The sequence below is a fragment of the Kribbella caucasensis genome (genome assembly GCF_004361855.1).
Classification (GTDB): domain Bacteria; phylum Actinomycetota; class Actinomycetes; order Propionibacteriales; family Kribbellaceae; genus Kribbella; species Kribbella caucasensis.
Map to the genome: position 1 here is coordinate 16,470 of NZ_SNWQ01000010.1, position 23,665 is coordinate 40,134.

Genomic DNA, 23,665 nt, shown 5'->3' on the forward strand with positions numbered 1-23,665 from the left:
TCGCCGCTGGACCGTGGTCGCCGCGCCCTTGGAAGTCCGTGGTCCAGTCCGTGGTGTACGTGGTCGTGAGCTTGCTCGCACCGGCGCGGTTTGTGATGGACGTGACAGTCACAGATCGACGCCTTGTGCGGTCCTAGTGGTGAGACAACTCGAGGAGTCGAAGGGGACCCGATGAGCGTCACTGAGCAGCAGATCGCCACTTCCGTCCTGGTGATCGGAACTGGCGGTGCCGGTCTGCGGGCCGCGATCGAGCTGGCCGAGCAGGGTGTCGAGGTGCTCGCCCTGGGCAAGCGTCCGCGCGCGGACGCGCACACCGCGCTCGCCGCCGGCGGGATCAACGCGGCGCTCGCCACGATGGATCCGGAGGACACCTGGCAGCAGCACGCCGCCGACACGTTGCACGAGAGCTACCTGCTGGCGAACCCGGTCACGGTAGGCATCGTCGCCGAGGGGGCGGCGCGTGGCATCGCCGATCTGGAGCGCTACGGCATGCCGTTCGCCCGGGAGGAGGATGGCAGGATCTCGCAGCGATTCTTCGGCGCCCACACGTATCGGCGGACCGCCTTCGCGGGCGACTACACCGGACTGGAGATCCAGCGGACCCTGATCAACCGCGCGGTCCAGCTGGGCGTCCCGATCCTCGACACCGTCTACGTGACGCGCATCCTGGTGCGGGACAAAACCGTGTTCGGCGCCTACGGGTTCGACCTCACGACCGGTCGGCGCTACGTCATCCACGCCGACGCGGTGATCCTCGCCGCAGGTGGCCACACCCGGATCTGGCGGCGTACGTCGTCCCGGCGCGACGAGAACACCGGTGACTCGTTCCGGCTGGCGGTCCTGGCCGGCGGCCGGATCCGGGACGCCGAGCTCGTCCAGTTCCACCCGTCCGGCCTGATCGAACCCGAGAACGCCGCCGGCACCCTGGTGTCCGAGGCGGCTCGTGGCGAAGGCGGTCAGCTGCGGAACGCTCTCGGGGAGCGGTTCATGGCGCGGTACGACGCGGAGCGGATGGAGCTGTCCACGAGGGACCGGGTCGCGCTCGCGGCGTACACGGAGATCAAGGAAGGCCGCGGTACGCCGAACGGCGGGGTCTGGCTCGACGTGTCCCATCTCCCGCGGGAGACGATCATGCGCCGGCTGCCACGGGTCTACCAGACGCTGCTCGAACTCCAGATGCTCGACATCACCAAGCAGCCGATCGAGATCGCACCGACGGCGCACTACTCGATGGGTGGTGTGTGGGTCCGCCCCGAAGACCACGGGACCGGGGTCGACGGGCTGTACGCGATCGGTGAGGCGGCCAGCGGCTTGCATGGTGCGAACCGATTGGGCGGCAACTCGTTGATCGAGCTGCTGGTGTTCGGCCGGATCGTGGCGGAGGAGGCGGCGAAGTACTCGACCGGTCGGCAGTCACAGCACCGGTCGGCGGAAGCTGTCGCCGAAGCACGGGCCGAGATCGACGCGCTGCTGGCCAGCGACGGTGAAGAGAACGTCCGTGCAGTGCAACGGGCGCTGCGCGACACGATGACCGAGCGGGCCGGCGTGGTCCGCGACGAAGCCGGTCTGCTGGCCGGCCTGTCGGAGCTCGCGGAGATCGAGGATCGGATGACGCGGATCGGAGTCCACCCCGACATCGCCGGCTTCCAGGATCTGGCCCACGCGTTCGACCTGTTGTCCTCCGCCCTGGCCGCGCGGGCGACCCTCGACGCAGCCCTCGAGCGCCGTGAGACCCGCGGCTGCCACAACCGCTCGGACTTCCCCGACCTCGACGAGTCCCTACAGGTCAATCTCGTCTGGTCAGGCCCGGGCTCGGTCCAGCGCGAGCAGATCCCGCCGATCCCAGACGAGCTCCGCCCCCTCATGCGCGACGTCTCCACCACCGGCAAGCTGGTCGAGTGAGTGCTGCGTGAACTACAGCTTTCGGTGACGTTTAGGCGGGCTTCACTCGACCTTGGCTCGCGATGGTTAGACCGGGGTTGTCCTTACCCCTGCCTCGGGAGTGCCTGTGTTCGAGCCGTCAGCTTCCAACCCTGCCGCGTCGCCTTCTGTCCACCGTCCTGGTCGCCGTTCTCTGCTGCTGGGCGGTGCGGCCGCCGGTGCCTCGCTGCTCCTTCCGTCCTCGCCGGCCTCCGGTGCTCCAGCCTTGGTGCGGTCGGGCCGACCTGCGGTAACCAACGGGATTCAGTCGGGTGATGTCTCCGCCTCGAACGCGGTCGTCTGGACGCGGGCCGACCGGCCGGCGCGGATGTTCGTCGAGGTGAGTCCGACCGAGACGTTCCGCCGGGTACGCCGGGTGGCCGGGCCGGTCCTGGACGAACGCACCGACTTCACCGGCAAGACCCTGCTTCGTGGCCTGCCCGCCGGTGAGGACGTGTTCTACCGAGTCGTGGTCGCGGACCTTGACGATGAGCGGCTCGCAGGCGCACCGGAGTACGGGCGGCTTCGAACGGCTCCCATCGGATCGGCTGACATCCGATTCCTGTGGTCGGCCGACCTGGCCGGCCAGGGATGGGGCATCGACCCGGCCCGCGGTGGTTATCGGATCTTCAACGCTATGCGCCGGCTGGCACCGGACTTCTTCATCTGCTCCGGCGACCTGATCTACGCCGACGGCGTGCTGCCCGCGGAGAAGCCGCTCTCCGACGGCACGGTCTGGCGCAACCTCGTCACCCCGGAGAAGTCGAAGGTGGCCGAGACGCTGGCCGAGTACCGCGGCAACTATCGCTACAACCTGCTCGACGAAAACCTCCGCCGGTTCAACGCCGAGGTGCCGCAGATCAACTCCTGGGACGACCACGAGGTCACCAACAACTGGTACCCCGGAGAGGTTCTGGACGACACCCGGTACACCGAGAAGCGGGTCGACGTACTCGCCGCGCGGGCCCGTCGAGCGTTCCACGAGTACCTGCCCACCAGCACCAGCCGCGACGACGAAGGCCGCGTCTACCGGGTGATCAGGTACGGCGAACTGCTGGACGTGTTCGTGGTCGACATGCGTTCGTACAAGGACGCCAACACCGCCGGCCTGGAGACCGTCAGCGACGGAGGCGTGTTCGGGCGGCGCCAGCTCGAGTGGCTCAAGCGTGAGCTGAAGGCATCCCGGGCCACCTGGAAGGTCCTCGCGGCCGATCTCCCGATCAGCCTTGTCGTGCCGGACGGCGCGGCCATCGAGGCCATCGCCCAGGGCGACCCCGGTACGCCGCTCGGCCGGGAACTCGAGATCGCCGAGCTGCTCGCCGACGCCAAACGCAACCGTGTCACCGGGATGCTGTGGGTCACCGGCGACGTGCACTACACCGCCGCCCACCACTACGACCCGTCGCGGGCCAAGTTCACCGACTTCGACCCGTTCTGGGAGTTCGTCTCCGGCCCGCTCAACGCGGCGGTCGGGGTCGAGCCGAGGCCGAACCCGGTGGATCCGACCTTCGGCCCCGAGGTCGTCTTCGCCAAGGGAGCACCGTCTGCCGACGTGGGCAACCCGGCCTTCGGCTACCAGTACTTCGGTGAGGTGGCCATCGACGGCGACACCCGGCAGCTGACCGTCCGCCTCCGTGACATCGAGGGAACGGTCCTCCACACCGTCGAGCTCCCGCCCGCGGAATGACACCTGCTATTGCGTGGGGCCTGCTGCCGCGGCCGCGTTATTGCTTAGGGCCGTCTGCTGTCGCGGTCGTGCTGAAGTGGGCGCGGATGAGTGAGATGACGGTGTCGGCAGTCCGGTCGAGGTGGCTGCGGCCATCGGGAAGCTGGGCTGTCGGGCTGATGTAGCTGCGTGGCCCGACGTGAGTGGCCGGGTCGAGCCGATTGATGGTGACCTTCCCGGCGCGGCGAGCTCGGTTCCATCCGCTGCGGCGGAACAGCCGCCAGCGCTGAGGGAAGATCCAGGTGCCGACTCGCTCGATCCGGTCGCTCGCGCTGGTGAGCTGATGGAACCGCAGGGCGTGAGTGAGGTCGTTGGCGCCATTGTGGAACCCGCCGATCGAGATCAGCAGGACCGGGGAGTGGAGCTGGGTGTGCAGTTCGTCAACAGCACCGGTGGAGACCTGGGCGCCGCCGCTGTAGCTGAGCAGCACGACAGGCATACCACTGTCGGGCTGGTAGCCGGCGAGTCGTAGCTGAGTGGCGATCTGGGCGCCGACGGCCCGGTTGTAGAGCGGGCGGTACCGGTGGTCGGCGGCGACGAAGGTCTGCATCACGTTGTGCAGAAAGAGCAGCAGCCCGGCGCGGCGGCGCAGCCACGCCCATACCGGCCGATCGGCCAGCGGGTCGGCCAGCGGTGAGTAGGGCTGCACCTGACCGAGGATGCGGAGTTCCGGAGCTCCGGCTATCAGCGCCTTGACCAACTGGCCGCCGTCCCGGCTGTCGTGGAAGCGACGTTTGCCGATGCCGTCCAGGTAGACCAGGTAGGCATCCGGGGGTCTGTCGGGGGCCGCACCCCGGGCATAGGGCACGCCGGCCGGGAGCTCGGTGGTCGGGGCTCGCCAGCCGGCGCTGTAGATCAGAAGTTCGTAGCGGGCCAGCAGACCCTCGGCGAGCAGGACCGGTCCGATCAAAACGACCCAGAGCAGGAAATCGTTCATGCGATCGGCACCCCGATCGCACTGATCCTCACGACCAGGCGCCGTACGAGCTCGACGGCGACGCCAAGCCCGGCGCCGGCGACGGCCACGCAACCGGCCGCGACGACCCAGCTCAGTCCGGTCTCCGTCGCGAGCGGGCCGGCCAGACCGGCGCCGACCCCCACAAAGAGCAGCAGATGGAGCAGGGGCCCGAGCAATGGGAAGGCAAGGACGGCAGCGAACACCAGCGGGGCGACCAGGCCCGGTGTCCACACCAACCCGGTACCTGGCGGTGGAGGGGACAGCACGAGTTCGGCGAGGGTCCACGCCGTGAGGGGCCACAGCGCGAACACCACACCCTCGACGAGGCCACCGGCCAGCAGCAACCCGACCACCGACGGCCGCGACATGCCAGGCCGGCGCACCACCAGAGGCAGGATGCGTCCGGCGGCCTCCGACAGCCCGGCGAACAGCAACAGGACGATGACGGGTGACATCGCTCAGCCTCGCTGGGACGGATCGACGGGAGCCCGCTGACCTTTCGGGCCGGCCGTCTGCAGATACTGCTCGAGTTCGTCGGCGGCTCGCTGATATCCACCCGCCTGGTGCTGGGCGAGCTGCAGTGTGGCCGCGGCTGCCCGCAACCCTTGATCGTCGAGGAGGCGCCGGGCGAGAGCATGAACGGTGCCCTCGGCAACTTCCTGGGTGCGGATCGACAGGCCGGCGCCGAGTTCCACGACCCGGCGGGCCACCATCGGCTGGTCGGCGCCCTGCGGGACCACCAGCATCGGCACCCCGGCGTACATGGCCTCGTTGACGCTGTTCATCCCGCCATGGGTGACGAAGAGCGCCGCGCGGTCCAGTACCTCCGGTTGCGGCACGAAGCGGCGTACGAGCACGTTGGCCGGCAACGGACCCAGCGCGGCGGGATCAGTCTGCCCGGCGGAGATGATGACGGTGCCGCCCAGCGGGGCGAGCGCGGTGGCGAAACTGCGCAGCAGCTTTGGGTCGGCGTTGAACACCGTGCCCAGGGATGCGTACAGCACCGGGTCCTGCAGCCGATCGGCGGGGAACGACGGGTCTTTCGGGCGGGCGCCGATGCTTGGGCCGACGAACCGGTAGGACAGGTCGAAGCCCTCGACGGCAGGCTGGAACGCCCGCGAGGTGTAGACCAGATTGAGCGGCTGACGGATGTTGCCCAAGTCAACCAACGGCAACCCGTGCGTGTCGAAGCGGCGGCGCAGTTCCCAGCGGGCGCGTACGTAGCCCTTGACGTTGCCGAGCCGAGCCGCCGCATCGGCCAGCAGCTCCCACGAACCGCCGGTGGGACTGGGCACCTGCCGGTTGAACGCGAACGTGGTGAACGACGACGCCGCCGGTACGCCGAGCTCGCGGGCCGCGACGGCGCCCCACAAACAGGCGGAGTCGTGGACGATCAGGTCGGGCTGGGCCCCGCGCAGGTCGGTGAGCACGTCGGGCAGCACATGGACGGCGGTTTGCGCGAGCCCCTCCAACAGGGCGACCGGTGTCGGCGGATCGGGGAGCGGCTGGTCGCCTCCGGGGTAGAGGTGGACAGTCGCGCCGGCGGCCTCGATCTCATCCCGGAAGGCGGGCGAGGTGTGGTACGTGACGGAGTGGCCGCGCCGTACCAGCTCTGCCACAACAGGCAGCGTCGGGTTGACCCGCCCATGCATAGCGATGTTGAGAAACGCGATGGTACTCACACCCACTAAGACAGAGCAGCCCCCCGATCTGTAACACCGCCGGGCGAGGGCAGCCCGACCTGCTTGACCACCGCAGAGGTCTGACGGTCCGGCGTACGCGTCCAGGACGTGCGCTGCTGCCCTGCTCACGCCCGCCGTAGTATCGTCACCGGCGGGAGGCCGCCGTGACAGGGAGCGTTTCAAGAGCTGGACTTCTCGGGCGGCAAAACGAGTGCCAGGCCCTCGACGACCTGTTGGCGGGCATCAGGGCCGGGCGTAGCGCGGCCCTGATCCTGCGCGGCGAGTCAGGGATCGGCAAGACCGAGCTGTTGAACTATCTCCTCGAGCATTCCACCGGATGCCGCATCGTGAGGGCTGCCGGCGTGCAGTCCGAGATGGAGCTCTCATACGCCGGCCTGCACCAGCTCTGCACCCCATTGCTCGCCGGCCTCGAGAATCTCCCCGGGCCTCAGCGCGACGCACTCTCCACGACTCTCGGTCTTCGTGACGGCGATCCGCCGAGTCGGTTCCTGGTGGGCCTGGCCGCGCTGAGCCTGCTCGCGGACGTCGGCGGGAATCAGCCACTGGTCTGCCTCATCGACGACGCGCAGTGGCTCGATCACGTGTCGGCACAAACCTTGGAGTTCGTCGCCCGCCGACTGCTCGCCGAGTCGATTCTGCTCGTCTTCGCCGTCCGTGAGCGCAGCCCTGGCGAGACTCTCGCCGGCCTCCCCGAGCTCCAGGTCACTGGCCTGACTGACACCGACTCGCGAACGCTCCTCGACTCCGTCGTCGCCGGTCGGCTGGACGAGCGGGTGCGCGACCGCATCGTCGCTGAGACGGGCGGCAACCCGCTGGCCCTGCTGGAACTACCCCGCGGGCTGACAGCAGCCGAGCTGGCCGGCGGGTTCGCGCGACCCGACGCGCGCCCCTTGTCGAGCCAGGTCGAGGAGGGCTTCCTGCGCCGCGTCCAGTCGCTCCCCGCCGAGACGCAGCGCCTGCTGTTGACTGCCGCCGCCGAACCGGTCGGCGATGTGCCCTTGTTGTGGCGTGCGGCCGCGCAGCTGGGGATCGCCGTGGACGCGGCCGCGTCGTACGCCGAAACGTCCGGGCTGATCACCCTCGGCACGCGCGTACTCTTCCGGCACCCTCTCGTGCGCTCGGCGGCCTATCGCGCGGCGGGGCCTGACGACCGTCGCAAGGTACACCGGGCGCTGGCGGACGCGACTGATGCTCAACTCGACCCCGATCGTCGGGCGTGGCACCTGGCCCGCGCGGCGGCGGGGCCGGACGAGACGGTGGCTGCCGAGCTGGAGCGCTCGGCGGACCGGGCACAGGCGCGCGGCGGGGTCGCCGCCGCGGCGGCCTTTCTCGAGCGTGCTGCCGAGCTGACGCCCGACGCCGCAGGCCGCGGAGCCAGAACCTTGGCCGCGGCGCAGGCCAAACATCAGGCCGGCGCGTTCGACGCCGCGTTCGCGCTGGCGCGCACCGCGGAACTGAGCCCTCTCGACGAACTCGCTACCGCGAAATTGACGTTGCTGCGTGGTCAGATCACGTTTCTGACCAGGGGCGCGAGCGTCGGTTTGCCGCTGCTGCTCGAAGCGGCCAACCGGCTCGAGCCGCTCGACTCGCGACTCGCGACCGCGACCCTCCGGGATGCGATCTTCGCCGCTCTCACCGCCGGCCGAGTACCGAGCGAAGTGGCCGAGGCCGTCCTTGCCGCGCCGAAGCCGGCCGAGCCAACGCACGACCTTCTGCTGCTGGAGGGGATGGCACGGATCATCGCACAGGGTTATGCCGCCGGGGCGCCGATGGTTCTGCAGGCGTTGACCGGCTTCCGGAACGGTGGGATCTCGCGGGACGAGGAGCTCGGCTGGCTCCTGCTCGCGTGTGGGGTGGCGCAGGACACCTGGGACTTCGAAAGCTGGTCCGTGCTCTCAGCGCGGCTGGTCGACCTGTCTCGCGAAACGGGAGACTTGTCCGTGCTGCCGACGGCACTCCTTCACCGGGTGGGAAATCGGGTCCGTGCCGGTGACCTCGCCGGCGCGGACTCCCTTGTCGGGGAGGGAGTGGCGATCGGCGAGGCGACTGGCAACAGTATCTGGGCGCACTACGGAGGTGTGTTCCTCGAGCCATGGAAGGGCCGGGAATCCGCGACGCGCCAGGCGATCGAAGGCATCATCCAGAACACTCTCCTCGGCGAGCAGCCGAAGGTGCTGGCCGACACTCAATGGGCGGCGGCGGTGCTCTACAACGGCCTTGGCCGGTACGAGGAGGCCTGCGTGGCCGCCAAGCGCGGCTGCGAGAACCCGGAGGAGCTCGGCCACACGATCCCGTCGATGGTTGAGCTCGTCGAGGCATCAGCACGACTCGGCCGGCCGGCGGACGCGGCCGAGGCGGTCCAGAGAATCAGCGACATGGCGCAGGCGACCCGCACCGACTGGGCGCTCGGCAACGAGGCCTTCACGCGAGCTCTGGTCAGCGAAGGGCAGGCAGCCGACGACTTGTACCGTGAGGCGATCGAGCGGCTCGGCGACACCGAGGTCCGGATGGAGCTGGCACGCGTCCGGCTCTGCTACGGCGAGTGGCTGCGCCGCGAGAACCGCCGCGTCGACGCTCGTGCTCAACTCGGCGTCGCCCAGGAGGTGCTGAGCCAGATCGGTGCGGCGGCGTTCGCGGAACGCGCGCGTCGCGAACTGCGGGCCGCGGGAGCGACGGTGCGCAAACGCACCGTCGCAACGTACGACGCCCTCACTCCCCAGGAAACGCAGATCGCTCGACTCGCCGCCGATGGGCTCACGAACCCCGAGATCGGCGCCCGCCTGTTCATCAGCCCTCACACGGTCGAATGGCACCTCCGCAAGGTGTTCTCGAAGCTCGGCATCGCGTCCCGCAGGCAGATCGGCACCATGCTGTCCCAAGGCGCCGTGACCTCGGCCTAGTGTCGCGCGGCTCGTTCGATGACTCGGGTGACGGTGCCGGGGTCCGTCATCAGGCCGACGTGGCCTTCGTCGTACTCGGTGGTGGTGGAGCCGGCACGTTTGGCCATGGTCCGTTGGACACTGGCCGGGATGATCCGGTCCTCGGTGCCGATGAGGTTCCAGGACGGGATCGTCCGCCAGGCTGGCGTTCCGGACGGCTCGTTGAGTGCGCCGATCGTGGCCGGTCGCTGGGTTGCGGCGACGAGTGCCTTGTCGTCGGCGCTCAGCCCGGTCGCGAACGATGCGAAGACGGTCGACCTCTTCAGGTACAGGTCGGTCGCCGCGGTGGGCGGAAGGGTCGCGGGTACGAAGTCGAACACGGTCGTCGGGTCCGCCGATAGCGCGGAGTCCGGCCCCGCGAGCTCGGTCGGGGTCTCGCCGGCGTCGGGTGCGAAGGCGTTGACGTAGACGAGTGCTTTGATGTTCGGGTTTCCCGTGGCTGCGTTGGTGATCACGGCCCCGCCGTACGAGTGGCCAACGAGGACGATCGGGCCCGCCAGCGTTTCCAGCAGGGCTTTCACGTACGCGGCGTCGCCGGACAGCGATCGTAGGGGGTTGGCGGCCGCAATGACCTTGTATCCGTCGTCCTGGAGCCTGGTAACGACTCCACTCCAGCTCGAAGCGTCCGCCCAGGCTCCGTGCACGAGCACGACGGTGGGCTTCGCCGTACGCGACTGGGCGACGCTCTGCGCCGGGTTGAGGCTCACCAGCAGGATGGCGACTGCGGCCAGGAGGATCGCCGCGCCGGCGGGTCGTCTTCGGGCGTGGGTGACTGCGGAACTCAGGGGACTGGTCATGAGGGGTCCTCTCCATGGGATGGGTGACTCCTGTGTAAGACCGGACACCAGCCCGTGGTGTGACAGGCCCAGAAGGCAAGCGGCTCACAAACCACGTGCCTGTCCTGTCTTTGCTTGCAATCCGCCATCGACCGAGGAGGTCGTGATGAGCACCATCCAGTTGTCGGTGTTGATGCAGCTCCGGCGTCTTGGGTTCGGGCGCAATCCGTTGCGTCGAAGGGTGGACCGGCTCGAGTCCGCGTTGCTCCTCGGCGTACTGGTCGCTGCTTTGCTGGTGATTGCTGCGGCGGCAGTTCTCGGCACGACGATCCACAGCCGCGCTGAACACACCGAAGTACTGACTTTAGGAGACGGACCGCAAGGCGCCCGGTGACCGGTTAGGTGGTCACCGGGCGCCTTCGCGGGTGGGGGGTCAGCTCAGGATAGATAGAGCGTCGTTCCAGGTCTTTGACGGGCGCATCACGGACGCGGCCTTGGTGGGGTTGGGCTGGTAGTAGCCGCCTAGGTCGACTGGGGTGCCCTGGACGGCGAGGAGTTCGTCGACGATGGTCTGCTCGTTGGTGGCGAGGGTCTCGGCGAGGGGGGTGAAGGCCTTGGCGAGGTTGGCGTCGTCGGTCTGCTTGGCCAGCTCCTGCGCCCAGTACAGGGACAGGTAGAAGTGGCTGCCGCGGTTGTCGATGCCACCGACGCGGCGGGTGGGGGACTTGTCCTCGTTGAGGAACGTCGCGGTCGCGCGGTCCAGGGTGTCCGCGAGGATCTGGGCGCGGGCGTTGCCGGCGGTCTGGGCCAGGTGCTCGAAGCTGGCGGCCAGGGCGAAGAACTCGCCGAGGCTGTCCCAGCGCAGGTAGTTCTCCTTCACCAACTGCTGGACGTGCTTCGGCGCCGAGCCGCCGGCCCCGGTCTCGAACAGGCCGCCACCGGCCATCAGCGGGACGACCGACAGCATCTTCGCGCTGGTGCCCAGCTCAAGGATCGGGAACAGGTCGGTCAGGTAGTCACGCAGTACGTTGCCGGTGACCGAGATGGTGTTCTCACCGCGCCGGATCCGCTCCAGCGAGAACTTGATCGCGTCCACCGGCGCCAGGATCTTGATCTCCAGGCCGTCGGTGTCGTGCTCGGTCAGGTACTCCTTGACCTTCGCGATCAGGTTCGCGTCGTGGGCGCGGGTCTCGTCCAGCCAGAACACCGCCGGGTCGCCGGTGGCCCGGGCCCGGGTCACGGCCAGCTTGACCCAGTCCCGGATCGGGGCGTCCTTGGTCTGGCAGGCGCGGAAGATGTCGCCTGCCGCGACCTTCTGCTCCAGTACGACCGTGCCGGCCGCGTCGACCAGGCGGACCGTACCGGCGGTGCCGATCTCGAACGTCTTGTCGTGGCTGCCGTACTCCTCGGCCTTCTGCGCCATCAGGCCGACGTTCGGGACCGAGCCCATCGTCGCGGGGTCGAACGCGCCGTTCGCCCGGCAGTCGTCGAGAACGACCTGGTAGATCCCGGCGTAGCTGCTGTCCGGCAGCACCGCGAGGGTGTCGTGCTCCTGGCCGTCCGCGCCCCACATGTGCCCGGAGGTCCGGATCATCGCCGGCATCGAGGCGTCGACGATCACGTCGGACGGCACGTGCAGGTTGGTGATGCCCTTGTCGGAGTCCACCATCGCCAGCGCCGGGCCGTCGGCCAGTTCCGCGTCGAAGGACGCCTTGATCGCATCGCCGTCCGGCAACGCGGCGAGCCCGGCGAGGATCCCGCCGAGCCCGTCGTTCGGAGTCAGGCCAGCAGCGGCGAGCGTTTCGCCGTACTGCGCGAAGGTCTTCGGGAAGAAGACGCGGACCACATGCCCGAACACGATCGGGTCGGACACCTTCATCATGGTGGCCTTCAGGTGGACCGAGAACAGTACGTCGTCAGCCTTCGCCCGGGCCACCTGAGCGATGAGGAACTCGCGCAGCGCGGCGACGTGCATCACCGAGGCGTCGACGACCTCGCCGGCCAGTACCGGGATCGACTCGCGGAGCACGGTGGTCTCGCCCTCCGCGCCGACGAGCTCGATCCGGAGCGTGTCGTCGGCCTTGATCACGGCCGATTTCTCGGTGGAGCGGAAGTCGTTCTCGCCCATCGTCGCGACGTTGGTCTTCGACTCAGGCGTCCAGGCGCCCATCCGGTGCGGGTGGGTCTTGGCGTAGTTCTTCACCGAGGCGGGCGCGCGGCGGTCGGAGTTGCCCTCGCGCAGGACCGGGTTCACGGCCGAGCCCTTGATCTTGTCGTACCGGGCGCGGATCTCCTGCTCGGCGTCGGTCTTCGGCTCGTCCGGGTACTCCGGCAGCGCGTACCCCTGGCTCTGCAGCTCTGCGATCGCGGTCTTGAGCTGCGGGATCGAGGCGGAGACGTTCGGCAGCTTGATGATGTTCGCGGCCGGCGTCTTGGCCAGCTCCCCGAGCTCGGCGAGCGCGTCCGGGATCCGCTGGTCCTCGGTGAGGTGGTCCCCGAAGACGGCGATGATCCGCCCGGCCAGCGAGATGTCCCGGGTCTCCACGCCCACCCCGGCCTGCGCGGCGTACGCCTGGACCACCGGCAGGAACGAGTAGGTGGCCAGGGCCGGAGCCTCGTCCGTGTGCGTGTAGATGATGTTTGACTCAGTCACCGCGTACTCCGCTTCCTCTACTCCGTCGAATCGCTCCCGGGCCCACGCCGTGGACGCACCCCCACCCTAATTGGCCGACCGACCGTGCCGACGGGGGAGTGGCGATGCTCACCAACCAGGCGTGTGCCGTCAGCGATCGGGCCGCGGTGTCGTGTCGTAGCGGTGGTAGAGGGCCGTCAGGTTGCCGTCGGGATCGAGGGTGCTCAGGATCGATTCGGCGATCGCGCTGAGCTGAGTGATCTGCTCGGGTGTCAGGGCATCGATGACGTGCTGTCGGACCGTGGCGACGTGGCCAGGTGCGGTTTCGCGCACCTTCTCCCAGCCCTTGGCGGTCAGTCTGGCGTTGGTGGCGCGGGCGTCTTCCGGGCAGGGAAAACGCTCGACCAAGCCCCGGTCCTCGAGTCTCCTGACGACGTGGGAGAGCCGGGGGAGAGTGGCGTTCGTCTGCTGCGCCAGGGACGTCATCCGCAAGGTGTGTTTCGGCGCTTCCGACAGCATGGCCAGGACGTAGTACTCGAAATGCGTCAGTTCGGAGTCCCGCCGCAGTTGTGAGTCGAGGACGCCGGGCAGGAGTTCGAGTACGGCGGCCAGCCGCACCCATGTCGCGAGTTCTGTGTCGTCGAGCCATCGTGTCGTCACGGGACCATTCTGGCAGCCAATGGTTGTAGCGACAACTTTCTTGCGCTATGGTGATGGTTGTAGCAACAACTATTCAACATTCATCCAGGAGTGGTCATGGCACACGTCAGCATCATCGGCACCGGTAACATGGGACAGGCGATCGCGAGCGTCGTCTCCAAGGGCGGCAACACGGTCGAGCTGTTCGGCTCGGCCGACAAGGCTCAGCAGCTCACCGGTGAGATCGTCGTCCTCGCGGTTCCGTACCCGGCCGTGGCGCAGGTCATCGCCGAGCGCGGTGACCAGCTCGCCGGCAAGGTCGTCGTCGACATCACGAACCCGCTGAACTTCGAGACCTTCGACTCCCTCGTCGTCCCCGCGGACGGTTCGGCGACCGCCGAGATCGCGGCGGCGCTGCCCGAATCACGGGTTCTGAAGGCCTTCAACACCACCTTCGCCGCCACCGTGGCCTCCGGTACGGTCGGCGACGCTCCGACGACCGTGGCGATCGCCGGTGACGACGCCGACGCGAAGGCGTTGCTGGCGGGTGTCGTCTCCGCGGGTGGGCTGCGCACCTTCGATGCAGGCGCCCTGAGCCGGGCCCGCGAACTCGAGGCTCTCGGCTTCCTTCAGCTCACCCTCGCGGTCGGCGAGAAGATCACCTGGACCGGCGGCTTCGCCCTCGTCTGACCAGCTGTTCGGGCCGGATCAGGTGGCCGGCGGGATGTTGAGGTTGATCCGGAACATGTTGTCCGGGTCGTACTTCGCCTTGGCTTTGGTGAGGCGGGTGTAGTCGGCGGGGGTGAAGGCGAGCTTGACCCGGTCGGGGCCGACGGCGCTGAGGCCGGAGAGGTTGTGGATCGTGCCGCCGGTGGACCAGGGGCGCAGCTCCTCGCGAAGCCGGTCGTGCGCTCGGCGTACGGTGTCCTCCTCGCCGGGTTGGAGGATGCTGACGGCGAACAGCACGTGCTCGGCGTCCCGGCCGCCGACCGCGCTGGGGATCGCCGGTGGCCGGGTGTAGGCGCCGCCGAGATGGCGCAGTTCGACGATCAGCGGCGAGCCGGCGTCGGGCCCGGCCAGCGACAGGATCGTGTCGACCGCGCCCTCGTCGACGGTGTGCAGCGCGACGTTGGAGTCGTACGCCGGCGCCGGGTCGGTGGGATCGTTGTAGATCGACCCGACCTCGGCGTACGGGAGTTCGCCCAGCGTGTCCAGGATCGGCGTCCCGATGTCGCGCAGTGGCTGGACCAGCCGCTCGCCGTCTTCGACAGTGCCGGTGTAGGCGATCCGCACGTTGGCGATGTACTTCCCGCGGAACAGTTCGGGGACCTCCGGAATCGGCGGGAACTGGACCAGCAGGACGCTGGCCGTCATCTCCTCCGGCAGCGTCGTCGTCCACCGGCTGTAGGTGCGCAGTACGTCGGCAGTCGCCTCGGCGGGGAAGAACAGCCCACCGCCGTACAGCCGGGATACCGGCACCAACTCGAACTCGAGCCCTACGACGACACCGAAATTGCCCCTGCCGCCCCGCAGAGCCCAGAACAGCTCCGGCTCGTCGTCAGCCGTGACATGGCGCAGTTGTCCGTCGGCGGTGACGATGTCGACGCTGCGGACTCGGTCGGCGGCGAATCCGTAGGAACGGCCGAGCGGTCCGATGCCACCGCCGAGTGTGTAGCCGACGACGCCGACGTCCGGGCTGTTCCCCATGAGCGGCGCCAGACCGTGCGACGCTGCTTGCGGCAACACCTGATGCCATCGCACTCCACCGCCGACTCGGGCGGTCCTCGTCGCTGGATCGACCTGGACGTCGCTCATCCGGCGGGTGTTGATCAGCACCTGGCCGTCGGCGGGCACCGCCGCCCCATGGCCGGTGGTCAGTACGGCGACCGCGAGCCCTCGTGCCGAGGCGTAGTCGACGGCCGCGATCACGTCGTCAGGACCGGTCGCCCCGACGATCAGCTCCGGATGGTGGTCGATGGTGAGGTTGAAAACCGCTCGCTCGGCGTCGTAACCGTCGTCGCCCGGTCTGAACACGGGCCCGGTGAAAGCTCCCATATCGATCAACCTAACGCCGTCGAGGCCATCCGGGCAGGGGATTCAACCGAAGTACAAAGGTCTGCTGTCGTCGAGGTCACAGGGTCTGACTGACTGATCAGTCAGTTAGTTTGTTACTCTCGAAATGGGACTACCGGGTATCACTTTCAATGGGGTGAGGTGCCGCAAATGGCGCTGACAGGTGTGACTGGTTCTCGCCGGGGTGGCCGCCGGCGGGAGGATTCGAAGCTGGCCGACCATGTCGATCGGCTGGGGGAGGAGCATCCGCCGATCCCCTTGGGCAGTGTGGACTACACGATGGTCCGGCCGAAGCTGATCGCCGAGCGGTTCGGACCGGTGCTGTCGTTCATGGCGCGGGTCGAGCTCGAGGTGGAGCGGAACGTGCTCGAGCTCAACGTCCTGCTGCCCGATCCGCCGGACGTCGATCGGCATTTCTACGCCGACGTGTGGATGCCGCAGGAGACGCATCACGGGCTGATCCTCGACAAGCTTCAGGGGCTGGCCGGTATCGAAGCCTCCGAGCCCGATCTGACCGACGTGTCCCTCAAGCTCAAGTTGCTCGGGGCTCTCGGCCGGGCGCGCGGCGTACAGGACGTGAGCCGGATGCTCTACTACCTGACCGGGCTGGCCACCGAGCGGTCGGCGGTGCTTGCCTACAACAAGCTGCACGCCGGCTTGGTCGAGCTGGGCGAGCGGGCCATCGCCGCCACCGTGGTCGCGCCGATCAAACGGCAGGAGCCGGGTCACTTCGCCTATTACCAGATGGCCGCTCGCGGGCTCTGGACGCAGTTGGGTTCCTGGCAGCGGGGCCTCGTTCGCGCGTTGCGGAGGCGGACGTTCGAGCCCGTCGGCGTCTACAACAACAAGCAGCGGGCGGAGTTCGGTGACGTCATGAGCGCGCTGGACATGAGCTCCGGCGACCCTGCGGATCTGCGGCACTACGCCACCCAGGTCGGACGGGTCGAGCACGAGCTGCTGTGGTCGCACCGGCGCGGTCTGCGCGTGCCGGACTACGTCTTCAAGGCACTCCGGCGCGCCGCCGAGGCAGCCGCGGACCTGAAGGGGGACAGCCGGCCTGCCGCTAAACGGAGCGGATCATGACCGCGCACGCCGTAGCGCGCCACAGCAAGCGTGAGGTCATCATCGAGACCGCCGAGCGGCTGTTCGCCGAGCGCGGGTACGACGGGACGTCGACGGCACGGATCGCTCACGAGGCCGGCGTCCCTTCCGGCCTGGTGTTCTACCACTTCGCCACCAAACTGGATCTGCTGCTCGCGATCGTGCACGAGCGGCCGACGCCCAGTCAGGTGATCCGGTCGGCGACGCAGGGCCGCACGGTACGCCGGAGGCTGCGTGCCGTCGTCGCCGTGATGGCCGAGGAACTGGAACGCGACCGCGCGGCCCGGATCATCATCTTCCGTGAGGCGCAGGCACGGCCCGAGATCGCCGCCCGGGGCGCGGAGCTGTTCGCCGAGGCGACCACGACGGTCGCCGACGTGCTGAGCGGCGCCGACGACATCGTCGTGGACCGGGAGCAGGTGCAGACCGCGGCGGAACTCGTCGTCAGCCGGGTGTTCCTCGACATCGTCGCCCTCGGCCAGGCCGCCACCGCGGCGAAACGCCACGCGCCGATGATCGACCTCGTCGCAGAGTCCCTCACCACCCCAAGACCCAGGACAGAAGGCAGCTCGTTCTGAGTTGTCCGGGCTTGATCAGCGCAGGGCGATGGCGCCTTCGTCGGTTTCGATCATGATCAGGTCGCCTAGGGCATAGACAATGCTCCGGCAGTAGTTGTCGGCGGTGATCTCGGGGGCGCGGACGTCGACGGTTTGGGCACCGGTGCGGTCCACACTCAGCACCTTGCAGCCCTTGCCGGTGTCGTTCGTGCCGATCACCACACGGCTGGAGGCGGACACCGCGTACCGGTTGCCTTCGACTTCGGGGGTCTGGTGTTGCCAGGCCGTTCGGCCGGTGGCCGCCTCCACGGCGACGAACCGGGTCAGGTTGCCGGTCTCACAGGCGAGGATGAGCAGGCCGCCGGCGGGGACGGGTCGGATGCAGTCGCCGGACGGCGCCGGCGTGCGCCATACATCGTTGCCTGACCTGGGGTCGATCGCCCGGAGTTCGCCCAGGTCGGGGAGAGCACTCTCCGGGCCTTCGACCACGACGACGACGCCATCGGCGGCGATCGGTCCGAGCGGCATGTCCGGGCGGTCCTGGCTCCACAGCTCCTTGCCGGTGCGCAGGTCGAGACCGACCAGGCGGTCGGAATCGCCGCAACTGGAGTCCAGGAACGCGACCACTGCCTCGTTGGCTGCCTCGGCGCTGATGTTGAGGCAACGGCCGGGCTCGTAGGTCCACCGGGTGTGCCCGTCCAGATCGGTGCCACGCAGCTTGTCGGAGCCTTTGCTCACCGACTGGCCGGTGACCAGCGGGTCGACCGACTCCAGATCGCGGTGCTTGTCGCGGGATCCCGGCGGCCAGGTGGCGATCCGGCGGCCGGTGGCGGTGTCCAGCACCAGGTCGCCGGCGTCATCCCAGCGCACCAGCAACGCAGCACCACCGGCGAGCGCGAACAGCTTCGGCCGCTCGTCCAGAACGTCAGAGCGCCGGTAGTTCCAGCGCTGCTCGCCGGTCTGCCCGTCCAGCATCAGTACGCCGCCGGACCGGTCAGGGACGGCGATTCCGTGCCGGGTGGCCACGGCATCGGCGAACGGCCCGGCGCTGCGGTTGCCGACGCTCCACAGCACCGTGCCGTCCAGGGTCGACGCCGGTGCCGGCTGACCAGGCGTGCTCGATTCGCTCAGGTGCTCGTTATTACTCACGACGTACGACTGGGCCAGCGGCACGGCGGCGTACACCAACAGCAGCACGACGACCGCTGCGGTTCCGAGCCAAGCCAGCACCTGGCCGCGGTTGCGCTCCGGGACGTGGCGCCGGGTCCGGGCCCGCAGCAGTCCGGCCGCCACAGCTGCACCGGCGGACAGCATCAGCAGCGGGGCTGCTGTGAGGAACAGTGGGACCCGGAGCCCGATGCCGTTCGCCGGGTTCACCTCCGGCATCCGCACAAGGCAGACCACGAACGCGATCAGGCCCGTTGCCGCAATCCCACCGGCGGCGATCCGTGCTCTGCGGTCGGACTCCCGGCCCAGCTGGTAGAGGACGGCGGTCAGCACCAGACCGCTCAGCCCGAGCAAGACCGTCACTCCGCCCGGTGCCCCGTCACTGGCGGGCTCGCTCCACGGAGACCACGAGCCGACGACCGTCAGAGAGGTCGCGGCCAGCGCGCCGAACACCGCCACCGCCCGCAGCGCCGCGATCTCCCAGCCGCGCCAGCGCGCCGGGATCACCTCGTCGGTCAGCTCCCGCTCGTGCTCGAGATTCGCGCGGGCTGCCGCCTCCATCAGGTCCCGGGCGAGCGGGGTGCGGAAGATCCCGGTTCGCAGCAGTTGCTCGATCTCCCGATGCCGCTGCTCGGCGTACCGCTCCCGGTCCCTGGCGGTACGCCGTACCTCGGCCGCGTGAGTCTGGTACGCCGCCGGCGCGGACGCGGTGACGGCCATCGCAGCGTCGTGCACCACCGCGCCGTTCGGGTCGTCCTCGGCGGCAGGGGTTTGGTCCGGGGAGCCGGTCAGCCGGATCAGACGTTCCACCTCGGCGACCCGGGTGGCGCTGACGCCGTACCGGGGGAGCAGTTCAGCGGCGAGCCGGGCAGACGCCTTGGCATCGTCGGCACGGCTGGCGCCGTCGCTGTGCGCCGCCCGGTGGAACCAGACCGCGAGCTGGACCGCGACCGGGTCGGTGGCGAGCTGGATCAGGTCGTCGGCGGCGTCCAGCGCGGTCACCAGGTAGCGATCCCGGTACGCGCGCCGGCGCCTGTCGGTGTACCTGTCGACTAGATCGCCCACCAGCTCGCCCGCGTCCGGGATCAGATCGTGCCACCGCTCACGAATGCTCACGGAGAGTCATTCTCGCCTAGATGCGTGTCACTGCGGGGAAAGAGTCAGAACGGGAAGGCGTGGGCCTGGTCGCGGGAGGTGACCCATTGCCAGGAGGTGAACTCGTCCCAGCTGGACTGGGAGCCGAAGCGACAGTCCGTCGCTGACGCCGCCGGCCCGGATCTCCGCGCCGGGACCAGGCGCACTTCACCCGGACCTTCCGGGCCCGGTACGGCGTGACCCCGGCGAAACTTCGTCGCGACAATGCCACGCCCGACTGAATTCAGTAATTGATCTCCGCTGCCTATCGATCGCGGCGATGAATGTATTGATCGCGGCTGCGTACATTCATTGCCGACCCCGCAGGGCGGCCAATTCCGCTCGGGACCGGATCCCGAGCTTCGCGTAGATCCGGGTGAGGTGGTACTGCACGGTCTTGGTGGACAGGAACAGTTGGGCGGCGACTTCGCGATTGGACAGCCCGCGGGCGACCAACTCCGTGACGGCCTGCTCCTGCGCGGTCAGTTGCTCGTCGCCCCGATCTGCTCTGTCCAGACCGCCGGCCTTCAGTTCCCGGTCGCAGCGGGCCACATAGACCTCGGCGCGCAACGCCACGAAGACGTCACGTGCCGACGAGAGCAGGGCGGTCGCTTCCCGCCGCTTCCCGGCCCGCCGAAGCGCCTGGCCGTAGGCGAACTCCACCCGGGCCCGGTCGAAACGCAGTGGCAGCCCGGCCAGTGCTGACAACGCCGTGTCGAACGATGACCACGCCCCTGCCTGATCACCGACTGCCGCCTGCAGTCGTCCCCGGGCGCGGGCAAGCCGCGCGATTGCGGAGCGGTGGTGCTCGGCTGCGGCGCGTTTCTCGTGCTCTGTCAGCAGGATGTCGGCCTCTTCGTGTCGGCCGAGCAGGATCAGGGCGGTGGCGTAGAGATCGATCCACGGCAGCAGGCTGGGCTCGGCAGCGGCCTCCCGCAAGGCTGGTGCGGTCAGTGGCTGAAGCGCCCGGATCACCCCGTGGTCGTCGGCCTGAGCCTCAGCCAGTACGGCGTGCGCCAGGTGGATCGGGATCCGCATCAGCTCGTAATCCCGCGGCCACCTCTCGGCTCGAAGCAGCGCGGCACGGGCAAGGTCCCACTCGCCCCGCAGAGCGTGAATCTGCACGGTTGTCCACGCCATGATCGGTCCGGCCAGCACGATCTCACTCTGCTGCAGCAAGGGCTCCGCGGCGGCGCTGGTCTCGAGCGACCGGTCCCATTCCCCGATCAGGAACTGGGTCCGGCTGAGCCAGGCTCGCGCCCACAGGGAGATGCGTGCGGAACCGCCGCGGACGCTGGTCGGGACGGCACTCTCCAGCTCGGCCCGCGCGGTCTCCACCTCGTCGAGGGCCAGATGCAACCAGCCCGAGCCGAGGGTGACGCGCTGGACCTGGGCGCCCTGCCGGACCCGCTCGGTGAGTTCCGCGTACGTCGTCCGCGCGGCGGCGGGCTCGCCACACGCCACCAGTCCGAGACCGCGGATCGCCGCCGCCTCGATACCGGCCGGATCCTCCAGATCGACCAGAGCGAGCGCCCGATCGGCCCACCGAACCAACTCTTGCCAATGGCAACGAGCCAGCGAGTGCAGGACGTAGCGCTGAGCCACCAGGGCAGCGACATCGGGGGTCCGTTCGGCGTTCGCCAGCTCCCAGGCCCGGGACAACCGGGCCTCGGCCTCGGCGCCACGGCCGCGGAGGATGGCCAGGTAGCCGAGCACGGCATTGCGCAGCGGGGTCTCACGCAGGCTCTCGATCTCCGGGATCAGCGCCGTCGCCCCCGGCCCGTCCCCGGCGCCGACCAGGGCGTCGACGGCTCGGGTCAGCCGCGCCTCACGGCGCAATCGATCCTCGGTCAGTCGGCTGGACTCGGTGAGCAGTGACGCCGCCTCGGCCCAGGCACCCTGGGCCGACCGAACCTCGGCCAGCGAAGCCAGCTCGTCGGCCAGAGCGGCGTCAGGCGCGGCCGCCGCGGCGACGAGATGACGCAACCGAGCAGCGTCGTCGGCGACCGCGGCGGCTGCCCGCCGATGAAGTTCGGCAGTCCGGTTGCTACCGATCTCAGCACGCGTCGCCGCGGCGACCATCGGATCGGCTGGAGCCAGCAACCGCGCACCTGGCGGCCCGGACAGAGCCACGAGCCCTACCCGCTCGGCCTCCTCGACGGCTGCCCAGGGGTCGTCCGCGTCGGCCAGGCCGGCGACCAGGTCGATCGGCCGCGGCGACTCCAGGACGGCCACGGTTTCGGCGACTCGCCGTCCGGCTGCGGTCAGCTCGCCGAGGCTGCGTGCGACCCGGGCCGCGACCACCGTCGGCGCAGGCAGAACCAGTTCGGTATCCGACCAAGCGGTCCGCGGCAGCTCGTCCAAGAGCGCGGCGACGGCGCCAGGCAGACCCCGAGTGTGCAGGTGCAGCCGGCCGGCGAGCCAGGTAGGCAGGCTGATGCCGCGCAGGCCCGCGAGCTGTGCGATGTCCGTAGGCGTCAACGGGTCGAGCACGATGCGCCTGTCGGGCTCGCGCACGAGTAACTCGGCCGTCGCCGAGTCCGTCGCGGGTTCGGTTGTCGGCGCAGTCAGTACGACGACGAAGCACGCCTCGCGATGACGTCGTACAGCGGAAGACAACACCTGCAGCGAGAACGGGTCGGCGTGGTGTGCGTCGTCAACGACAAACAAGGTCGGCTGGCCGCCACCGACCCCCTGGACGACAGCTGCCGCCGTGGCAATGGGGTCGTCGCCGGGCAGCTCACCTGGCAGCAGTTGCGCCAGGACAGCACCCGGCGCGCCGGCTTCCCAAGGTACGGCGCGGGCACGGCGAACCGGGCCGTCGTACTCGCCGGCGAAATGTGCCACGACCGAGGTCAGCCCGATCCAGCGCGGCCCGGTCAGCAGCACCGATGACGGACCGTGCTCACCGGACCGGATCACCACCGCCGACAGGTCGGCGAGTACGGCGTCGCGGCCGATGAGCACGGACGAGGTCATCCACCCAATGTAGAGGCCCGGACCGCGGTTGCCTCGACGATCGGCTCGACCTCCTCACCGGGGGCGCTGGGCAGCAGCCGGGTCACCAGGGCGCCGATCAGCGCGACTCCGCTGAACAGGTAGAAGGCGGTGGTTCCACCGACGCCGGCGCCCACCAGGATGCCGCCGAGGATCGGCCCGACGATGCCGCCGAGCCGGCCGAATCCGGCGCACCAGGCGACACCGGCGGCGCGGGCTCGGGTCGGGTAGTAGTTCGAGACGAGTCCGTAGATGAGGACCTGGGTGCCGATCGTGCCGACACCGGCCACTGCGACCGCCAGGAGTAACAGGGCGAACGGGAACGCGAGTGGCAGTGCGGCCAGGGTGAGGGCCGCGAGGACGAAGGTCGAGGCGATGACGGTGCGGGCGCCGACCCGGTCGGCGATGCCGGATGCGAGCAGGCCGCCGATGATCGCGCCGAGGTTCAGCGCCAGCAGGAACGTGAGTGCGTCATCCTTGCCGTAGCCGTTGTTCTCCATGATCTGTGGGAGCCAGGTGTTGAGGGCGTAGGTGAGCAGCAGCCCGCCGAAGCTCATCACCCCGAGCAGGAGGGTCGGCACGGCCAACGGACGGCGTACCAGTGCTCCGAAGCCCACCTGCTGACCAGTGCTTGCCGGCGTGGTGCTCGCCGCCAACGTGACGCCGAGACGTCCCGCAAGTTCCTCCGCGGCTTGGGTCCGGCCGCGAGCCTGCAGCCACTTCGGTGACTCCGGCAACAAGATGATTGCCAACGGCAAGAGCAGGATGATCGGCAGCGAACCGATCCAGAACAGCGGCCGCCAGCCCGCGCTGTCCGGCATGAGCAGAGCGATGACCGACGCCAGCACGCCACCGGCCGGGACACCGCTGTAGACGACGGCATTGAGCCTGTTACGGCGGCCCGGAGGTGCGAACTCGGCGACCAACGCACCCACGGTGGCAACGAGCGCACCGACGCCGATTCCGGTGAGGAACCGGGTGATGGCGAAGGTCTGGACAGTGTGCGTCAGTGCCGTCGCACCCATGCCGAGGGAGAACCAGGCGAGGTTCACCAGCATCACCCGGCGCCGGCCGATCCAGTCGCCTACCGCGCCGGCCGCCAGGGCGCCGACGAGGACGCCGACGAGCGCGTAGCTGCCCAGAGCACCGGCCTGGGCGGGAGTGAGCGGGCCGATCTGGCTCGGGTCGTGGAGCAGCGTGGGTACGACGGTGCCGTAGACGACGAGGTCGTACCCGTCGAAGGTCAGGGCCAGCGTGCTCAGCACGACAACCCAGAGAAGGGTGTGCCGGCGGTGATTGGTGGCAGCGGACATGGCGGGGCTCCCTTACGGGTGTGGAGGGGA

Annotated in this window: 17 protein-coding genes; 7 read left to right on the plus strand and 10 right to left on the minus strand. The window is 69.2% G+C overall.

The features are described 5' to 3' along the window. The first annotated feature begins 171 nt into the window (after window positions 1-171). Window positions 172-1,902 (plus strand): L-aspartate oxidase, encoded by a 1,731-nt coding sequence (locus EV643_RS20945; RefSeq protein WP_133801802.1) that lies wholly within the window; start codon window positions 172-174, stop codon window positions 1,900-1,902. A 106-nt stretch (window positions 1,903-2,008) separates the two neighbouring features. Continuing rightward, on the plus strand, window positions 2,009-3,607 hold the full coding sequence (locus tag EV643_RS20950; protein ID WP_202869670.1) for an alkaline phosphatase D family protein: 1,599 nt from the start codon (window positions 2,009-2,011) through the stop codon (window positions 3,605-3,607). 37 nt (window positions 3,608-3,644) lie between these two features. Here EV643_RS20950 and EV643_RS20955 read toward each other — a convergent pair whose 3' ends face one another. Genes EV643_RS20955 through EV643_RS20965 form a run of 3 tightly spaced genes read right to left on the minus strand, consistent with a single transcriptional unit; the run spans window position 3,645 to window position 6,286 of the window. Beyond that, window positions 3,645-4,583 (minus strand): hypothetical protein, encoded by a 939-nt coding sequence (locus EV643_RS20955; protein WP_133801803.1) that lies wholly within the window; start codon window positions 4,581-4,583, stop codon window positions 3,645-3,647. Continuing rightward, window positions 4,580-5,059, minus strand: coding sequence for a hypothetical protein (locus EV643_RS20960; protein WP_133801804.1), 480 nt, complete (start codon window positions 5,057-5,059; stop codon window positions 4,580-4,582). The genes EV643_RS20955 and EV643_RS20960 overlap by 4 nt, the downstream gene beginning before the upstream one ends. Window positions 5,060-5,062: 3 nt before the next feature. Continuing rightward, complete coding sequence (locus EV643_RS20965; protein ID WP_133801805.1) at window positions 5,063-6,286, minus strand: macrolide family glycosyltransferase; 1,224 nt, start codon at window positions 6,284-6,286, stop codon at window positions 5,063-5,065. Window positions 6,287-6,450: 164 nt separating this feature from the next. Between EV643_RS20965 and EV643_RS20970 the strand changes: the two genes are divergently transcribed. After that, window positions 6,451-9,207 carry a helix-turn-helix transcriptional regulator gene (locus EV643_RS20970; protein WP_133801806.1) on the plus strand — a complete coding sequence of 919 codons (2,757 nt, stop codon included), beginning with the start codon at window positions 6,451-6,453 and terminating at the stop codon, window positions 9,205-9,207. Here the strand turns inward: EV643_RS20970 and EV643_RS20975 are convergent. Beyond that, window positions 9,204-10,043, minus strand: coding sequence for an alpha/beta fold hydrolase (locus tag EV643_RS20975; protein WP_133801807.1), 840 nt, complete (start codon window positions 10,041-10,043; stop codon window positions 9,204-9,206). The genes EV643_RS20970 and EV643_RS20975 overlap by 4 nt on opposite strands. Before the next feature lie 145 nt (window positions 10,044-10,188). On the opposite strand from EV643_RS20975, the gene EV643_RS20980 reads away from it, so the two are divergent. Continuing rightward, window positions 10,189-10,416 (plus strand): hypothetical protein, encoded by a 228-nt coding sequence (locus EV643_RS20980; RefSeq protein ID WP_133801808.1) that lies wholly within the window; start codon window positions 10,189-10,191, stop codon window positions 10,414-10,416. 39 nt (window positions 10,417-10,455) lie between these two features. On the opposite strand, the gene EV643_RS20985 is transcribed toward EV643_RS20980, so the two are convergent. Both EV643_RS20985 and EV643_RS20990 read right to left on the minus strand, forming a co-directional pair. Then, on the minus strand, window positions 10,456-12,675 hold the full coding sequence (locus EV643_RS20985) for an NADP-dependent isocitrate dehydrogenase (RefSeq protein ID WP_133801809.1): 2,220 nt from the start codon (window positions 12,673-12,675) through the stop codon (window positions 10,456-10,458). Between the two features lie 129 nt (window positions 12,676-12,804). Continuing rightward, window positions 12,805-13,314, minus strand: a complete 510-nt coding sequence (locus tag EV643_RS20990; RefSeq protein WP_133801810.1) for a MarR family winged helix-turn-helix transcriptional regulator — start codon at window positions 13,312-13,314, stop codon at window positions 12,805-12,807. A 96-nt stretch (window positions 13,315-13,410) separates the two neighbouring features. Between EV643_RS20990 and EV643_RS20995 the strand changes: the two genes are divergently transcribed. Beyond that, on the plus strand, window positions 13,411-13,983 hold the full coding sequence (locus tag EV643_RS20995; protein ID WP_133801811.1) for an NADPH-dependent F420 reductase: 573 nt from the start codon (window positions 13,411-13,413) through the stop codon (window positions 13,981-13,983). 18 nt (window positions 13,984-14,001) lie between these two features. On the opposite strand, the gene EV643_RS21000 is transcribed toward EV643_RS20995, so the two are convergent. Beyond that, window positions 14,002-15,348 carry an FAD-binding oxidoreductase gene (locus EV643_RS21000; protein WP_133801812.1) on the minus strand — a complete coding sequence of 449 codons (1,347 nt, stop codon included), beginning with the start codon at window positions 15,346-15,348 and terminating at the stop codon, window positions 14,002-14,004. Between the two features lie 168 nt (window positions 15,349-15,516). Here EV643_RS21000 and EV643_RS21005 point away from each other — a divergent pair, with 168 nt between their 5' ends. Both EV643_RS21005 and EV643_RS46510 read left to right on the plus strand, forming a co-directional pair. Further along, the gene (locus EV643_RS21005; protein ID WP_133801813.1) at window positions 15,517-16,449 is read left to right on the plus strand and encodes a GTP-binding protein LepA; all 933 of its coding nucleotides are present in this window, start codon (window positions 15,517-15,519) and stop codon (window positions 16,447-16,449) included. Next, window positions 16,446-17,045: a TetR/AcrR family transcriptional regulator gene (locus EV643_RS46510; RefSeq protein WP_202869671.1), complete on the plus strand. Its 600-nt coding sequence runs from the start codon at window positions 16,446-16,448 to the stop codon at window positions 17,043-17,045. Before EV643_RS21005 ends, EV643_RS46510 begins: the two co-directional genes overlap by 4 nt. 15 nt (window positions 17,046-17,060) lie before the next feature. Here the strand turns inward: EV643_RS46510 and EV643_RS21015 are convergent, their stop codons facing one another. From EV643_RS21015 to EV643_RS21025, 3 genes are all read right to left on the minus strand, one after another. Continuing rightward, the gene (locus EV643_RS21015) at window positions 17,061-19,307 is read right to left on the minus strand and encodes an outer membrane protein assembly factor BamB family protein (protein WP_133801814.1); all 2,247 of its coding nucleotides are present in this window, start codon (window positions 19,305-19,307) and stop codon (window positions 17,061-17,063) included. A gap of 327 nt (window positions 19,308-19,634) precedes the next feature. After that, window positions 19,635-22,304 (minus strand): helix-turn-helix transcriptional regulator, encoded by a 2,670-nt coding sequence (locus EV643_RS21020; protein WP_133801815.1) that lies wholly within the window; start codon window positions 22,302-22,304, stop codon window positions 19,635-19,637. Beyond that, window positions 22,301-23,635: an MFS transporter gene (locus EV643_RS21025; protein ID WP_133801816.1), complete on the minus strand. Its 1,335-nt coding sequence runs from the start codon at window positions 23,633-23,635 to the stop codon at window positions 22,301-22,303. Before EV643_RS21025 ends, EV643_RS21020 begins: the two co-directional genes overlap by 4 nt. Between the last annotated feature and the right edge of the window lie 30 nt (window positions 23,636-23,665).

Coding starts and splice junctions, on each gene's coding strand:
- EV643_RS20975 (WP_133801807.1), bottom strand. CDS start 10,043: ATGACCAGTCCCCTGAGTTCCGCAGTCACCCACGCCCGAAGACGACCC.
- EV643_RS20995 (WP_133801811.1), top strand. CDS start 13,411: ATGGCACACGTCAGCATCATCGGCACCGGTAACATGGGACAGGCGATC.
- EV643_RS20960 (WP_133801804.1), bottom strand. CDS start 5,059: ATGTCACCCGTCATCGTCCTGTTGCTGTTCGCCGGGCTGTCGGAGGCC.
- EV643_RS20955 (WP_133801803.1), bottom strand. CDS start 4,583: ATGAACGATTTCCTGCTCTGGGTCGTTTTGATCGGACCGGTCCTGCTC.
- EV643_RS21000 (WP_133801812.1), bottom strand. CDS start 15,348: ATGGGAGCTTTCACCGGGCCCGTGTTCAGACCGGGCGACGACGGTTAC.
- EV643_RS46510 (WP_202869671.1), top strand. CDS start 16,446: ATGACCGCGCACGCCGTAGCGCGCCACAGCAAGCGTGAGGTCATCATC.
- EV643_RS20945 (WP_133801802.1), top strand. CDS start 172: ATGAGCGTCACTGAGCAGCAGATCGCCACTTCCGTCCTGGTGATCGGA.
- EV643_RS21025 (WP_133801816.1), bottom strand. CDS start 23,635: ATGTCCGCTGCCACCAATCACCGCCGGCACACCCTTCTCTGGGTTGTC.
- EV643_RS21005 (WP_133801813.1), top strand. CDS start 15,517: ATGGCGCTGACAGGTGTGACTGGTTCTCGCCGGGGTGGCCGCCGGCGG.
- EV643_RS21020 (WP_133801815.1), bottom strand. CDS start 22,304: ATGACCTCGTCCGTGCTCATCGGCCGCGACGCCGTACTCGCCGACCTG.
- EV643_RS20980 (WP_133801808.1), top strand. CDS start 10,189: ATGAGCACCATCCAGTTGTCGGTGTTGATGCAGCTCCGGCGTCTTGGG.